This is a genomic window from Luteimonas salinilitoris (assembly GCF_041300785.1).
GTDB classification, from domain to species: Bacteria; Pseudomonadota; Gammaproteobacteria; order Xanthomonadales; family Xanthomonadaceae; genus Luteimonas; species Luteimonas salinilitoris.
In genome coordinates this window covers 75,910-89,592 of sequence record NZ_JBFWIB010000009.1, presented here as the reverse complement: position 1 = coordinate 89,592, position 13,683 = coordinate 75,910, and the positions used below count along the sequence as shown (strand labels likewise).

Genomic DNA, 13,683 nt, shown 5'->3' with positions numbered 1-13,683 from the left:
GAGGTGGCCGCATCGCGCGTGATTCCGGCGCGAACATGCGGTCAGGGCGCGTCGATGGGTTCCGCGATCGCGGTGATCTGCGCCGTCATGGTCTGCCAGCGGCCGTCGCGCAGCACCCACAGATCGGTGTAGCGGCTGCCGCCGCGCCGGCCATCCGGCGTTTCGTAGCGGGTACGCGCCTGCACGATCGCGGTATCGCCTTCGAACTGCACGGTAACGTCCTCAATCTGGAACGACGTCATCGCCACCGGCTGCGCGACGTTCCTGAGGAACGCCGCCCGGTCGACCATCGCGCCGCTGGACAGGATGCAGCGGAAGTCGGCGGCCAGATGCCGTTTGAACCAGTCGACGTCGGATGCCAGATAGGCGCGCACGTAATGATCGTTGAGACGACGCAGTTCGTCGGCGGAATGTGTGGTCATCGTGATGTCGGGAGAAGGTTGAGCTGCGGGCGAGTCCGCAGCTTGCGCGGCTGCGCAGGCGGCCGCTGCGCACAGCAACGGTGCGAGCAGGCACAGCGGAAGTCTTCGATCCATGCGAACGATCCGGCAGGGCGGGTCCGCTGTCGATTCTATGGCCTGGAGGGGCGATGGCGGTCCGGTTTCATCGACGCAAATGGCGCTTTCGTCGATTCGTCTGCATTTGGTCGCGGTTGCCGCGGTCCCGGTCGAAAAGTGCGGGCAATCGCCGCGGCATGGCGTTCGAATCCGACTGGGCATCGGGCAAACGATCGTGGTGCATGTCCCATTCGATGCCAACCGCGACGACAGGAGACGACAGATGATGTTGAACCAGACGCAAGCTGTCCGGCTGGAGCCGCTGCACGTGGTGGCCGACGCCGGCGATGCGGCGGAGCCGCCGCGGAGCGCGGACGGCGGCACGATCACCGTGCTGGTCGCCCGGCTGGGCAGCCTGCGACAGACGGCGCAGCGGTTCTCCTTCTGGATGCAGCTGCGGGGGAGCGCCCAGGTGGAGGCCCGGGAGGGTCGCTTTCGCCTGGCGCAGGGCGAGTGGATTGCGTTCGATGCGGAGTCCATGCCCGAGTTGCAGGTAGACCGTAACGGCCTGGCGATCGGCCTTTTGCTGTCGTCAGCGCAGGCTCGCAGGGATTCGGCCGCGCTCGACTACGGTCTGTTTCCCGGACACGGGCGCATGGCGGCCGGCGACTGTCGGCTGGCGCTGCGCTTGTGGCGCGCGCATGTCGCGCAAGCAACGCGTGCGGAACCGCTGCGTACGCTGCGGCCGCTGTTGCTGCACCTGCGGCACCTGCAGCACGAACTGAACGCACTGGTCGACCGCTGCCCCGGCAGGACCGCCAGCCGCAGGGTCCAGGTGCTGGCGCGCATGCAGCGCGTGCGCATGCTGCAGGCGGGCAATACCCATCGCAGCGTACGCCTGGACGAGTTGGCGGAGCTGAGCCGGTTCTCCGAATGGTGGGTGTCCAAGACCTTCCACTCGGTCTACGGGGAAACCGCGCAACAGGCTTCGATCCGGCTGCGGATGGAGCGCGCGCGCGAACTGCTGGAAGGCACGTCACTGTCGATCAGCGAACTCAGCGAAGCCTGCGGTTTCCACGACCCGTGCAGCTTCGCGCGGCTGTTCAAGCAATGGCACGGGCAGACCGCCTCGCAGTGGCGCCAGGCGCGTCAAGCCTGCGGACAAGGCGTGCCAGGCCAATCACCGACCTTCGCTCCTGCCAGCGTGCGGACCGGGACCTAAGGTGGGCAGCGGTTAACACATCCATAACGTCGCAAGGGGATCCCATGAAGCGTTGCGTCAGCAGTTCCGTACTTCGCCTGGCAGGCCTGCCTGCCGGTATTCTCGTCGCGCTGTCCTCGATGACGGCGGCGGCCCAGGACGCCGCAGATCCGGAGGAGCGGCAGGCGACCACATTGGACCGGATCGAGGTCACCGGCACCCGCATCCGCCAGGTCGACCTCGAGACCGCCTCCGGAGCGGCGACCGGAGAACGCGCGGTCCTTGGTGACGGGCACGTCAGGCTAGACGCCAATCCGCACAAGGCCAGCCGCCGGGTTTCGCTCGTGCCATCGGCAGAGACGGATCCTATGGTGAAAGCGGGTTAACGCATCCGTAACCCTGCCGTCCAGCAGTCCAGGAGACCGCCGCATGCCCCGACGCCTGCCTAGATACGCCGCCCTCTCCATGGGCATCGCTACCGCCATCGCTTGTGCTTCCGCAGCCGGCCAGGAGGCGGCCGAGGTTCGCGAGCAAGCCCCCACCACGCTCGATCGCATCCAGGTCACCGGCAGCCGTATTCTGGTCCCGGGGCTGGAGACCAGTAGCCCGGTGATGAGTGTGGAGCGCGATGATTTCCTGCGCACGCAACCGGCCGCCGTCGAGGAGTTCGTCCGGCAGTTGCCGAGCATGGTGCCGGCGATGGGGCCCGGTACCAACAACGGTACCGGCGGTGCGGCCGAGATTGATCTGCGCGGCCTGGGTTCCAACCGGACCCTGGTGCTGATCGACAGTCGCCGGCCGGTGCCCTACGACCTGTTCGGTGTCGTCGACACCAATACCATTCCGCTGGCGCTGCTGCAGAGCGTGGACATTCTGACCGGCGGTGCGTCGGTGGTGTACGGTGCGGACGCCATCTCTGGCGTTGCCAATTTCCTGTTGCGGAGGGACTTCGAAGGCGTGGAGGTCACCTCGTCCTACGGACAGTCCGGCCATGGCGACGGCAGCCGCTTGCGCAACGAGCTGACCATGGGCGCGAATCTCGCCGACGGGCGTGGCAATGTGGTGCTGAGCGTGGGCCATACCAAGATCGATCCGGTGTTCCAGGGCGACCGGTCGTTCGGCGCCACCGGCTTTTCCTCGACCACGGGCGCCGTGCAGGGGTCGGGCACCACTGTGCCTTCGCAAATTCTGGGGCCCCCCGGCGTCTGGGGCGCGCCCGACGACGACGGTGTGCGCAGCGGAGCTGGCCAGATCGACCCTGAGACCGGGCTGATCGTCGATGGCATCCAGACGTACAATTTCAACCCGGACAACTACTTCCAGACCGGGCTGGACCGCTACCAGGCCACCGCCCTGGGCTATTACGAGTTCAACCGCCACGCCGAGGCCTATGCCGAGTTGAGATATATCCGTTCGCGCCTGGATTCGCTTTCGGCACCCAGCGGACTGTTCCTGGAAAGTCTAGATATCCCGATCGGCAACCCGTTCATTCCCGAACCTGCCCGTCAGCAGCTGTGCCAAGCCTACGGCATCGCCGCCGACGAATGCGTGGCCGGCAGTCAGACGCTTGTGCCCAGCCTCACGATCGGGCGGCGCATGACCGAGTTGGGGCCGCGCTTCAACGATTTCGACACCAAGACCTTCCAGGTGACCGCCGGACTGCGCGGCGACATCGGCGACAGCTGGCGCTACGACGGCTACTGGTCGCACGGCGAATCCGACCAGCTGCAGGTACGCCGGAACTGGGGTTCCCTGTCCAAGACCCAACAGGCGCTGCTGGCGGTGGACCGCGATACCTGTCTGGATACTTCCAATGGCTGCGTGCCGCTGGACATCTGGGGCCCAGAAGGATCGATCACACCCGAGATGGTGGATTTCATCAATCTCAGCGCCTTCCTCGGTCAGAAGGTCAAGCAGACCAACGCCGCCTTCAATCTGTCCGGTGACCTGGGCGACTCCGGCGCCCCGTGGACGGATCTTCCGATCGGCGTGGCGACCGGCGTGGAATACCGCAAGATGACGGCGAGCACCTTTGCCGATGCCGCCTCGCAGATCGACAGCGAGGTACTGGGAACGGGCGCGTCGACGCCCGATCGCGAAGGCAGCCTGTCGCTCAAGGAGGCGTACGCGGAGATAATCGTGCCGATCGTCAGCGACCGTCCGGGCGTGTATTCGCTGTCCCTGGAAGCAGGCTACCGCCACAGCGAGTTCTCGACCTCCGCTGGTGCCGGCGACGACTACGGCAGCTTCAAGTACGGCCTGGAATGGGCGCCGATCGAGAGCCTGCGCTTCCGCGGCATGTTCCAGCGTGCGACTCGTGCGCCGAACATCGACGAGTTGTTCCAGCCTGCGGTCACCGGGCTCGACAACCTGGATGTCGACCCCTGCGGCGGCTCGGCCGTCAACCAGGCCGAAGCCAACACGCCGGGTACGTTGTCCAACCTGTGCCGGCTCACGGGTGTGCCCGCGGACCGCATCGGCAGCGTGCCGCAACCCTCGGCGGGCCAGGTGAACGTCCTCTCCGCCGGCAATCCGGAACTCGCCCCGGAGTTGGCGGATACCCAGACCCTGGGCCTGGTCTGGGCACCACGCGACGACTTCGCCCTGACCTTCGACTACTGGAGGATCGAGGTGGAGGACGCCATCACGTCCCCAGAGGTCGACGATGTCCTGAAGGGGTGTTACGACACGGCAGTCAACCCGAACCTGGAACTCAATGACTTCTGCGCGCTGATCGGTCGCTCCCCGGTGAACGGCACCTTCAACGGTGCCAGTGCACCGGGCATCGGCCTGGAAGTCACCAACCAGGGCGTGCTGAAACGCGCCGGTTTCGACCTCGGGATCCGCTACGGACTCCAACTGCCGCGGCACTACGGTCGGCTGAACTTTTCGCTGGACACCACCCGCGTCACCCGGAACCGGCAGCAGGCCACGCCGGCGTCGATCGACCGCGATTGCCTGGGCTACTACAGCATTTCCTGCACGCCGAGCCCCAAGTTCAAGTCGATCCTGCGTACGACCTGGTCGCTGGACGACCTGGCGCTGTCGCTGAACTGGCGCTACACCAGCGCCCTCGAGGTGGAACCGGACAGCGGCGACTGGTTCGAACCCTACACCCGCATTCCCGCCTACAGCTATTTCGATCTGAGCGCCAGCTACAAGGCGCCGTTCGGCGCGGACGTCAGTCTGGCGGTCAACAACCTGCTGGACAAGAAGCCGCCGATCGTGGGCAACACGATCGGCGCCACCGCCGAGAACAGCGGCAACACCTTCCCGCAGTTCTACGACGCGATCGGGCGTTACGTCACGCTAGGGGTAACTTTCAGGTTCGATTGACCGACGCGCGGACGCGCGCGAGCGGCTGCCGCTATCACCAGTCGATCGCATCGCCCGCCCACCACGGAGAACAGCGGCAACACCCATCCGCAGTTCTATGATGCCGTCGGCCGTTACATTACGCTCGGCGTGACTTTCAGGTTCGACTGATCATGCGCAGAGAGATCACCACCACGGCTTCGAGCGGAACGCCCGCAATCGCATTCAGTGCGGCGTCGCACTGGTTGCTGCAGGCCCGTGCCGGATGGATGGAACTCATGACCGTCAGCCTTGCCTTGCTGGTCGCAATGGTCGCGCCAGCCTTGTCGGCCGGTGCAGCTTCCGGCGATGACCAGACGGAGGCCGAACTGCGCCGCATGACGCAGGAGCTGCTGGACGCGGTCGCTCCCGGACGGCGTGACGTCTGGGACCGCTATCTCGATGAGCGCTTCCTGCATATGGACGAGAATGGCGTCGTGCGCAACAAGGTGGAGCTGCTGAACGAATTCGCGCCGCTGCCGCCCGGCCTCGCGGGCAGTATCGAGATCGACACCTACAAGGCGACGATCCACGGCGATATCGCCATTGCGGCATACGAGATGCAGGAAACCCTGGACTATCACGGACAGCCGCTGAGATCCCGCTTCCGGGCGCTGGATACCTGGCGCAGGACTCCTGCGGGCTGGCGGCTGATCGGTGAGCACGCTGCGGCTTTGCGCAAGGATCCTCCCGTCGTGGCGCTGACCCGCCAGGCGCTTTGCGAGTACGAGGGCGTCTACGCGCTGACGCCGACGATCAGCACGACCCTCCGTTGCACGGGCGATGGCTTGACGTCGGAACGGGACGACCGGCCGATCGTGAAGTACGCGGCGGAGCTTCGCGACGTGTTTTTCGTTCCGGGTCAACCGCGCACTCGACGAATCTTCACCCGTGACGCAAGCGGCAGGATCGATGGCTTTGTCGATCGGCGCGAAGGAGAGGATGTTCGTTGGAACAGGAACGGCGACGCTCCAAAGCAACGCTGAACCCTTGGTGCGGAACCCGCCACGAAGCTGCGGCGACCGCCGGATTCTTGTAGAGCCGAGCTTGCTCGGCTGCTTTCCCCGATAAGAACAGCCGAGCGAGCTCGGCCCTACGGGCACGCACTGCGCGGTCACCAGTCGATCGCTTCGCCCTGCCAGTCGAGGAAGCGCCCACCATCGTCCGCGCCCAGCCCGTCGATCTGCCGCAGCAGGCCCGCCACCGAGTCGGCGGGCGCGACCTCGGCGTTCTCGCCGCCCATCTCGGTGCGCACCCATCCCGGGCTCACCGCCACCACCACGATGCCGCGGTCGGCCAGCGCGCGCGCCAGCAGCGCCGTGACCATGTTCAGCGCGGCCTTGCTGACGGCGTAGCTGGGCGTGCCGAAGCGTTCGGTCAGGGCGATCGATCCCAGTCGCGAGGACATGTTGACCACGCACGCGCCGTCGCTCAGCAGCGGCGCCAGCGTCTGGGTGAGCAGCAACGGCCCGGCGGCATTGGTGCGGAAGCTGTGCTCGAGGTTGTCCGCGCCGACCCGCCCGAAGCGCTCGCCCGAATGCAGCACGCCGGCATTGTTGATCAGCAGGTCGAGGCGGACGCCCTCGCCCAGCACCAGCGGCAATTCGCGCGCCAGTTCGGCGTGGGACTTCGGCGCGGCGACGTCGAGCGGCAGCACGTGCATGCGGCCGGGATATTCGCCGGCCAGCGCGTTGAGCGCGGCGGCCTTGCCTGGCTGGCGGCAGGCGGCGACCACGCGGTCGCCGCGGACCAGCAGCTGGCGGGTGAATTCCAGGCCGAGGCCGCGATTGGCGCCGGTCACCAGGACGTGTCGGGCAGCGTTCATGCCCGACAGTCTGCCGCAATCGGCGTCGGAGCGGCGTCATCGCCGCCGTAGCCGGGACTTCTGGCCCGGTGCCGGGGTGCGCCGGCCCGGCTAGGATGTCGGGATCGAACCCGTCGCAAGGAGCCCCGAATGCCGTCGTCGCCCCTGTCCGTCCTTCGCGCCCGGCCGCGCGCCGTCCTGTTGGCCGCCGCCTTCGGCCTCGTGCTGGCGACCGGCCTGGTGGGGCTGCCGGCGTCCGCCCAGCCCGCCGCGAACGAGGTCGCCGTCGACGAGGCACCCATCGACATCGAGTTCGAGCAGTTCACCCTGCCCAACGGCCTGCGGGTGATCGTGCACACCGACCGCAAGGCGCCGATCGTCGCGGTCAACGTCTGGTACCACGTCGGCAGCAAGGACGAGCCGGCCGGGCGCAGCGGCTTCGCGCACCTGTTCGAGCACCTGATGTTCCAGAGTTCCGAGCATCACGACGGCGAATACTTCGCGCCGTTCGAGCTGATCGGCGCCACCGACATGAACGGCACCACCAATTCCGACCGCACCAACTACTTCCAGAACGTGCCGACCACCGCGCTCGACATGGCGCTGTGGATGGAGTCCGACCGCATGGGCCACCTGCTCGGCGCGATCGACCAGGCCGCGCTCGACGAGCAGCGCGGGGTGGTGCAGAACGAAAAGCGCCAGGGCCAGAACCAGCCCTACGGCCAGGTCTGGGAGCTGCTCGGCAAGGCGCTGTACCCGAAGGGGCATCCGTACCACCACAGCACCATCGGCTCGATGAACGACCTCAACGCAGCCACCCTGGACGACGTGAAGCAGTGGTTCCGCGCCTGGTACGGACCCAACAACGCGGTGCTGGTACTGGCCGGCGACATCGACGTGGCTACCGCGAAGGAGAAGGTGACGCGCTATTTCGGCGACATCCCGGCCGGCCCGACCATGGCGCAGCCGCCGGTCGACGTCGCGGCGCGCACTGGGACCACCCGCGGCACGCTCGAGGACAAGGTGCCGCAGACGCGGATCTATCGGGTCTGGAACGTGGCCGAAACCGGTACCGTCGATCTCGACCACCTGCAGCTGTTCGCGCGCGTGCTCGGCGGCAGCAAGTCCTCGCGGCTCGATCGTCGCCTGCTGCACGCCGACAAGCTGGTCGACAGCGTCAGCGCCACCGCCTGGGGATCGCAGCTCGGCTCGAACGTCATGGTCATGGCCAACGTGCGCGAGGGCGTGGACGCCGCGATGGTCGAGACGGCGATCGAGGAGGAGCTGGCACGGCTGATCGCCGAAGGCCCGAGCGCGGAGGAACTGGCCCAGGCGCAGACCGTGGTCCGCGCCGGCTTCATCCGCGGCGTCGAACGCATCGGCGGCTTCGGCGGCAAGGCCGATGCCCTGGCCGAATGCGCGGTGTACCAGCAGGACCCGGGGTGCTTCCGCACCTCGCTGGCCAACATCGCCGTCGCCACCCCGGCCGACGTCGCCGCGGCGGGCAGGAAATGGCTGTCCCGCGGCGACCACGTGCTGACCGTGGTGCCGGGCGAGCGCCGCGAGATCCCGGAGGATCCGGCGGTGACGCCGGCGCCGTTCGCTCTGCCCGATCCCGATCCGCGTTACACCACGGTGCCGGGCACCGTCGATCGCAGCCAGGGCGTGCCGCGGACCGAGACGTTTCCCGAGTTGAAGTTTCCGGAACTGCAGCGCACCACGCTCGGCAACGGCACCCAGGTGATCCTGGCCGAACGCCACGACGTGCCGGTGGTGCAGCTCAGCTACGAGTTCCAGGGCGGCTACAGCGCCGACCAGGGGCGCCGCCTCGGCACCTCCGGCTTCACCATGGCCATGCTCGGCGAAGGCGCGGGCGATCTGGATGCGCTGGCATTCGCCGATCGCGCCGAATCGCTGGGCGCCAGCGTCGGCGCCGGCGCCGCGCTCGACGGCGGCAACGCCTACCTGTCGGCACTGAAGGAGAACCTCGACCCGTCGCTGGCGCTGTTCGCCGACATGGTGCGCGCGCCGCGCTTCGACCAGAACGAGATCGACCGGGTCAAGGCGACCTGGATCGCCGGCATCCGCCAGGAAAAGGCGCGGCCCAACGGCGCCGCGCTGCGGGTGCTGCCGCCGCTGCTGTACGGCGACGACCACCCCTACGGCATTCCCTTCAGCGGTTCCGGCACCGAGGCGTCGGTGACGGCACTCACGCGCGACGACCTGGTCGCCTTCCATCGCGACTGGGTGCGGCCGGAAAACGCCACCCTGATCGTGGTCGGCGACACCGCGCTGGACGAGATCGTGCCGGTGCTCGAGCGCCATTTCGGCGACTGGCGCGGCATGGGCGAAGCGCCCGCGGTGCCGGAAGTCGGCAACGTCGAGCGCCCCGATGGCACGCGCGTGTTCCTGATCGACCAGCCGGGCGCGGTGCAGGCCAACCTCTTCGTCGGCCAGGTGGTGCCGTCGACGCGTGATCCCGGCGCCACCCGCTTCGACATCGCCAACGCGGTACTCGGCGGCACCTTCTCCTCGCGCCTGAACATGAACCTGCGCGAGGACAAGCACTGGGCCTACGGCGCCTACAGCTTCACCTCCGGCGCGGTCGGCCCGCGGCCGTGGCTGGCGTTCTCGCCGGTGCAGATCGACAAGACGGTGGAGTCGTTGCAGGAGCTCCGCCGCGAGATCGCCGAGTACGCCGGCGGCGCCGCGCCGCCCTCCGCCGAGGAGGTGGAGAAGATCCGCGCGCAGGAGATCCGCGGCCTGCCCGGGTCCTACGAGACCGCGCGCGCGGTACTGTCGGAGATCGGCGGCATCGTCCGCTTCGGCCGCTCGGACGATTACGTGTTCCGGCGCCGCGCCGAGATCGAGGCGTTGACCCCGGGGCAGGTCGGCGCCGCCGCCGGCGTCATCGATCCCGACGCCCTGACCTGGGTGGTGGTCGGCGACCTGAAACAGATCGAGCAACCGATCCGGGAACTGGAATTGGGCGTGGTGTCGATCGTCGATGCCGACGGCCATCCGGTGATTCCCGATGGCGACAGCGAGGCGGGGCAATGACGCACCGGCTTCCGCCAGGGAAGGTCTGAAGGAATTCAGAGAGCCCTGTTGCGGGAGCAGCGGTGGCATGCCACCGCCGGGGAGACGCGACGGCTTTCCGAAGGTGCGGGATCGCGACTCCCGTCGCTCCCACAAGGCGGCGAAGTTCCGGTCGATCCCGCCCGGTGCATCGGGCCGCCTGCGTCCAGCGCGGTTCGCACCTCCCGCGGACCAACCCCAGCGTGAACGCCCCGGCCGAGCGGCGGTTGCCGCCACCGCGGCGCGCGCGCACTATGCCAGCCGACCTCGACCCAGTGAGTCGCCGTATGCGCCTGCCTCTCCTGTTCGCCCTGATGCTGACCGCCACCGCCTGCACCTGGGTGCACATGGCGCCCGGCGCCAGCGCCGTGCGGGTGGCGTCCTCGTCGCCGACCGGCTGCGAGAAGCGCGGCGAGGTCGAAGTCTCGGTCAAGCACAGCATCGCCTTCATCGACCGCAACGCGCTGCGGGTGCGCGATGAACTGGAGACCCTGGCCCGCAATGAGGCGCCGGGGCTCGGCGCCGACACCGTGCACCCGCTGTCGGAGCCGGTGCGCGGCAGCCAGCGCTTCGCCGCCTGGCGCTGCGGTAGCTGACCAGCCGCGGCGAGCCCGGGAACCGGGTCGCCGGCAGCACTTGCCCGGCCGGACGCGTCCGCCGGACGCGCCGCGGCCATCCTCCGGCCAGCCGGTGACCGGCCCCACAATGCGTGGGAGACAGGAAGCCGGTACTCTATGCGCCCTTTTGCCCAACCGGTGGCCAGCCCATGCTGTTCCAACACGTCGCCATCGCCGGCCTCGCGCATATCGACGCCCCGCGACGACTCTCGACCGATGAGATCAATGCACGGCTGAAGCCCACCCTGGACCGGCTGAAGATCCGCACCGACGTGCTCAAGGACATCGCCGGCATCCACGCCCGGCGCCTGTGGGACGACGAGGTCCAGGCCTCCGACGCGGCGACGCTCGCCGGGGTCAAGGCGCTGGCCGATGCCGGCATCGACCCGGCGCGCGTCGGCCTGCTGGTCAACACCTCGGTCAGCCGCGACTTCCTCGAGCCGTCCACTGCCAGCATCGTCAGCGGCAACCTCGGCCTGCCGGACACCTGCCAGAACTTCGACGTCGCCAACGCCTGCCTGGCGTTCCTCAACGGCATGGACATCGCCAGCCGCATGATCGAGCGCGGCGAGATCGACTACGCCCTGGTGGTCGACGGCGAGACCGCCAACCTGGCCTACGACAAGACCCTCGAACGCCTGCTGCATCCCGACGTCACCGCCGAGCAGTTCCGCAACGAGATGGCCACGCTCACCCTGGGCTGCGGCGCCGCCGGCATGGTGCTGGCGCGGGCCGAGCTGGCCCCGGGCGCGCCGCGCTACCGCGGCGGCGTGACCCGCGCCGCGACCGAGTGGAACAGCCTGTGCCGCGGCAACCTCGACCGCATGGTCACCGACACCCGCATGCTGCTGATCGAGGGCATGAAGCTGGCGCAAAAGACCTTCATCGCCGCAAAGATCGCGCTCGGCTGGGCGGTGGAGGAGCTCGACGAGTTCGTCATCCACCAGGTCAGCAAGGCGCACACCGCGGCCTTCATCAAGGCCTTCGGCATCGACCCGGAGAAGGTCATGACCATCTTCGGCGAGCACGGCAACATCGGCCCGGCCTCGGTGCCGATCGTGCTCAGCAAGCTGCGCGAGATGGGCCGCCTGAAGAAGGGCGACCGCGTGGCGCTGCTCGGCATCGGCTCGGGCCTGAACTGCTCGATGGCCGAGGTGGTCTGGTAGTCACGCCCGGTGCCTCGTTGGGGGCGCCATACGGCCGGCACAGGGTGTGATGTGATCCGGACTGCCCGGACTACGGCGCCTTCTTTCCGGCGCCGCAGGCTGCGCGACGCTCGACGAACCGGATTGCCACCGGCTTCCGCGTGCCTCAGCCGTGCGCCACGTGCTCGCGCTTGCTGGCAGTGTGCTGCATCAGCTTGTCGGTCCAGGCGATGCCGATCGCCGAGAGGATGAAGATGGTGTGGATCGTCGCCTGCCACATCACGCCGGCGGCGGTGTAGGTGGTGCAGGTCTTGACGCCGGCGCTGCCGAACTCGGCGTACGCGCGCGCGGCCTCCAGCGCGTCCATGGTGCCGCACAGCGGCAGGCCGCCGACCATGCCGGCCTCGATGAAGGTCTTGAGCAGGTGGATCGAGCTGATGCCGATGATCGCCATCGCCAGCTTCACCTTCAGCACGCTGGCGTTGACGTGGCTCAGCCACTCCGGCTGGTCGGGGTGGCCCTCCAGCCGCAGCCGCGAGACGAAGGTCTCGTAGCCGCCGACGATCACCATCACCAGCAGGTTGGAGATCATCACCACGTCGATCAGGCCGAGCACGATCAGCATGATCTCCTGCTCGCCGTAGCCGCCGGCGCCGTGCAGCAGGTGCCAGAGCTCCTTGCCGAACAGGAACACGTACACGCCCTGGGCGACGATCAGGCCGAGATACAGCGGCAGCTGCAGCCAGCGCGAGCTGAAGATCAGCGCCGGCAGGGGATTGAGGCGGGGCGTGGACGGGAGGGACATGCGCGGCACCGGCATAAAGCGCGGCAGCGTAGCGGCCGGCGGCGCCCTTGCCAAGCGGCGCGGCTGCCGGGTCCGTCCCGCACCCGGTCGGCGGCAGCCGGCCGGGACTTCCCCGCCGGATTCCCTACAATGCCGTTCGCTCCCGCAGCTCCCGGTATCGCAAGCGCGTGCATCTTCCCGACTATCCGTTCACCGGCCACCGTCTCGAGGTGCGGCCGGGCATCGCCATGCATTACCTGGACGAGGGCCCGCGCGACGGCGAGGTGGTGCTGATGCTGCACGGCAATCCGTCGTGGAGCTACTACTGGCGGCACCTGGTGCTGGGCCTGCGCGACCCGGCTCTCGGCAGGGGCTACCGCTGCATCGTGCCGGACCATGTCGGCATGGGCCTGTCGGACAAGCCGGCCGACGGCGCCGATGCGCGGCCGCGCTACCGCTACACGCTGCAGTCGCGCGTCGAGGACCTGGAGACGCTGCTCGACAGTCTCGGCATCGACGGGCCGGTGACCCTGGCGGTGCACGACTGGGGCGGGATGATCGGGTTCGGCTGGGCGCTGGCGCGCAGCGCGCGCGTGCGGCGGCTGGTGATCCTCAACACCGCCGCGTTCCCGCTGCCTGCCGCCAAGCCGATGCCGTGGCAGCTGTCGCTGGGGCGCGACTCCCGGATCGGCGGTTTCATGATCCGCGCCTTCAACCTGTTCGCGCGCGGCGCGGCGTGGCTGGGCACCGAGCGCAGGCTGCCGGCGCAGGTGCGGCGCGCCTACATCGCGCCCTACCGCGGCTGGCGCAACGCCATCTCCACCCTGCGCTTCATGCAGGACATCCCGCTGGGCGAGGGCGACGCGGCCTGGCCGCTGCTGGCCGAGTCCGCGCGCCGGCTGCCGGAGTACGCCGACCGCCCGGCCTTCATCGGCTGGGGGCTGCGCGACTTCGTTTTCGACCGGCACTTCCTCGAAGGCTTCCGCGAGGCGCTGCCGCAGGCCGAGGTGCACGCGTTCGACGACGCCGGGCACTACGTGCTCGAGGACCGCCACGAGTTGCTGGTGCCGGCGATCCGCGGGTTCCTCGATCGCAATCCGGTCTAGGGCCGGTCAGACACTTCCCGAGTGACCTGCTCGGGAAAGTCGCGCGACTCTGCCGCGTCCACCGCGATGCGCAAGGGGGCGGGCACTCCGATCGAGC

11 protein-coding genes are annotated in these 13,683 nt (G+C 68.5%); 8 read left to right on the top strand and 3 right to left on the bottom strand.

Annotated elements, in window-relative coordinates; all coding sequences use genetic code 11:
- Positions 1-41: 41 nt before the first annotated feature.
- Complete coding sequence (locus AB5T46_RS13960; protein ID WP_370564620.1) at positions 42-422, bottom strand: nuclear transport factor 2 family protein; 381 nt, start codon at positions 420-422, stop codon at positions 42-44.
- A gap of 358 nt (positions 423-780) precedes the next feature.
- Between AB5T46_RS13960 and AB5T46_RS13955 the strand changes: the two genes are divergently transcribed.
- From AB5T46_RS13955 to AB5T46_RS13940, 4 genes are all read left to right on the top strand, one after another.
- Positions 781-1,719 carry a helix-turn-helix transcriptional regulator gene (locus AB5T46_RS13955; RefSeq protein ID WP_370564619.1) on the top strand — a complete coding sequence of 313 codons (939 nt, stop codon included), beginning with the start codon at positions 781-783 and terminating at the stop codon, positions 1,717-1,719.
- 44 nt (positions 1,720-1,763) lie between these two features.
- The gene (locus tag AB5T46_RS13950) at positions 1,764-2,084 is read left to right on the top strand and encodes a hypothetical protein (protein ID WP_370564618.1); all 321 of its coding nucleotides are present in this window, start codon (positions 1,764-1,766) and stop codon (positions 2,082-2,084) included.
- 43 nt (positions 2,085-2,127) lie between these two features.
- Positions 2,128-5,034, top strand: a complete 2,907-nt coding sequence (locus tag AB5T46_RS13945) for a TonB-dependent receptor domain-containing protein (RefSeq protein ID WP_370564617.1) — start codon at positions 2,128-2,130, stop codon at positions 5,032-5,034.
- A gap of 152 nt (positions 5,035-5,186) precedes the next feature.
- Positions 5,187-6,038: a nuclear transport factor 2 family protein gene (locus tag AB5T46_RS13940; RefSeq protein WP_370564615.1), complete on the top strand. Its 852-nt coding sequence runs from the start codon at positions 5,187-5,189 to the stop codon at positions 6,036-6,038.
- 128 nt (positions 6,039-6,166) lie between these two features.
- On the opposite strand, the gene AB5T46_RS13935 is transcribed toward AB5T46_RS13940, so the two are convergent.
- Complete coding sequence (locus AB5T46_RS13935; RefSeq protein WP_370564614.1) at positions 6,167-6,877, bottom strand: SDR family oxidoreductase; 711 nt, start codon at positions 6,875-6,877, stop codon at positions 6,167-6,169.
- Positions 6,878-7,006: 129 nt separating this feature from the next.
- Here AB5T46_RS13935 and AB5T46_RS13930 point away from each other — a divergent pair, with 129 nt between their 5' ends.
- The 3 genes from AB5T46_RS13930 to AB5T46_RS13920 all read left to right on the top strand — a co-directional run bounded on the left by AB5T46_RS13930 (position 7,007) and on the right by AB5T46_RS13920 (position 11,717).
- Positions 7,007-9,916, top strand: coding sequence for a M16 family metallopeptidase (locus AB5T46_RS13930; RefSeq protein ID WP_370564613.1), 2,910 nt, complete (start codon positions 7,007-7,009; stop codon positions 9,914-9,916).
- 305 nt (positions 9,917-10,221) lie between these two features.
- A complete protein-coding gene (locus tag AB5T46_RS13925; protein WP_370564612.1) occupies positions 10,222-10,530 on the top strand; it encodes a DUF4156 domain-containing protein in 309 nt (102 codons plus the stop codon).
- Positions 10,531-10,700: 170 nt separating this feature from the next.
- The gene (locus tag AB5T46_RS13920) at positions 10,701-11,717 is read left to right on the top strand and encodes a 3-oxoacyl-ACP synthase III (protein ID WP_370564611.1); all 1,017 of its coding nucleotides are present in this window, start codon (positions 10,701-10,703) and stop codon (positions 11,715-11,717) included.
- A 145-nt stretch (positions 11,718-11,862) separates the two neighbouring features.
- On the opposite strand, the gene AB5T46_RS13915 is transcribed toward AB5T46_RS13920, so the two are convergent.
- Positions 11,863-12,501, bottom strand: coding sequence for a TIGR00645 family protein (locus AB5T46_RS13915; protein ID WP_370564609.1), 639 nt, complete (start codon positions 12,499-12,501; stop codon positions 11,863-11,865).
- A 167-nt stretch (positions 12,502-12,668) separates the two neighbouring features.
- Here AB5T46_RS13915 and AB5T46_RS13910 point away from each other — a divergent pair, with 167 nt between their 5' ends.
- Positions 12,669-13,586: an alpha/beta fold hydrolase gene (locus tag AB5T46_RS13910; RefSeq protein ID WP_370564608.1), complete on the top strand. Its 918-nt coding sequence runs from the start codon at positions 12,669-12,671 to the stop codon at positions 13,584-13,586.
- The last annotated feature ends 97 nt before the right edge of the window (positions 13,587-13,683 follow it).

What these genes read in the sequence shown, in the direction of transcription:
- AB5T46_RS13960 (WP_370564620.1), bottom strand. Translation starts at nt 422, where the DNA reads ATGACCACACATTCCGCCGACGAACTGCGTCGTCTCAACGATCATTAC.
- AB5T46_RS13955 (WP_370564619.1), top strand. Translation starts at nt 781, where the DNA reads ATGATGTTGAACCAGACGCAAGCTGTCCGGCTGGAGCCGCTGCACGTG.
- AB5T46_RS13950 (WP_370564618.1), top strand. Translation starts at nt 1,764, where the DNA reads ATGAAGCGTTGCGTCAGCAGTTCCGTACTTCGCCTGGCAGGCCTGCCT.
- AB5T46_RS13945 (WP_370564617.1), top strand. Translation starts at nt 2,128, where the DNA reads ATGCCCCGACGCCTGCCTAGATACGCCGCCCTCTCCATGGGCATCGCT.
- AB5T46_RS13940 (WP_370564615.1), top strand. Translation starts at nt 5,187, where the DNA reads ATGCGCAGAGAGATCACCACCACGGCTTCGAGCGGAACGCCCGCAATC.
- AB5T46_RS13935 (WP_370564614.1), bottom strand. Translation starts at nt 6,877, where the DNA reads ATGAACGCTGCCCGACACGTCCTGGTGACCGGCGCCAATCGCGGCCTC.
- AB5T46_RS13930 (WP_370564613.1), top strand. Translation starts at nt 7,007, where the DNA reads ATGCCGTCGTCGCCCCTGTCCGTCCTTCGCGCCCGGCCGCGCGCCGTC.
- AB5T46_RS13925 (WP_370564612.1), top strand. Translation starts at nt 10,222, where the DNA reads ATGCGCCTGCCTCTCCTGTTCGCCCTGATGCTGACCGCCACCGCCTGC.
- AB5T46_RS13920 (WP_370564611.1), top strand. Translation starts at nt 10,701, where the DNA reads ATGCTGTTCCAACACGTCGCCATCGCCGGCCTCGCGCATATCGACGCC.
- AB5T46_RS13915 (WP_370564609.1), bottom strand. Translation starts at nt 12,501, where the DNA reads ATGTCCCTCCCGTCCACGCCCCGCCTCAATCCCCTGCCGGCGCTGATC.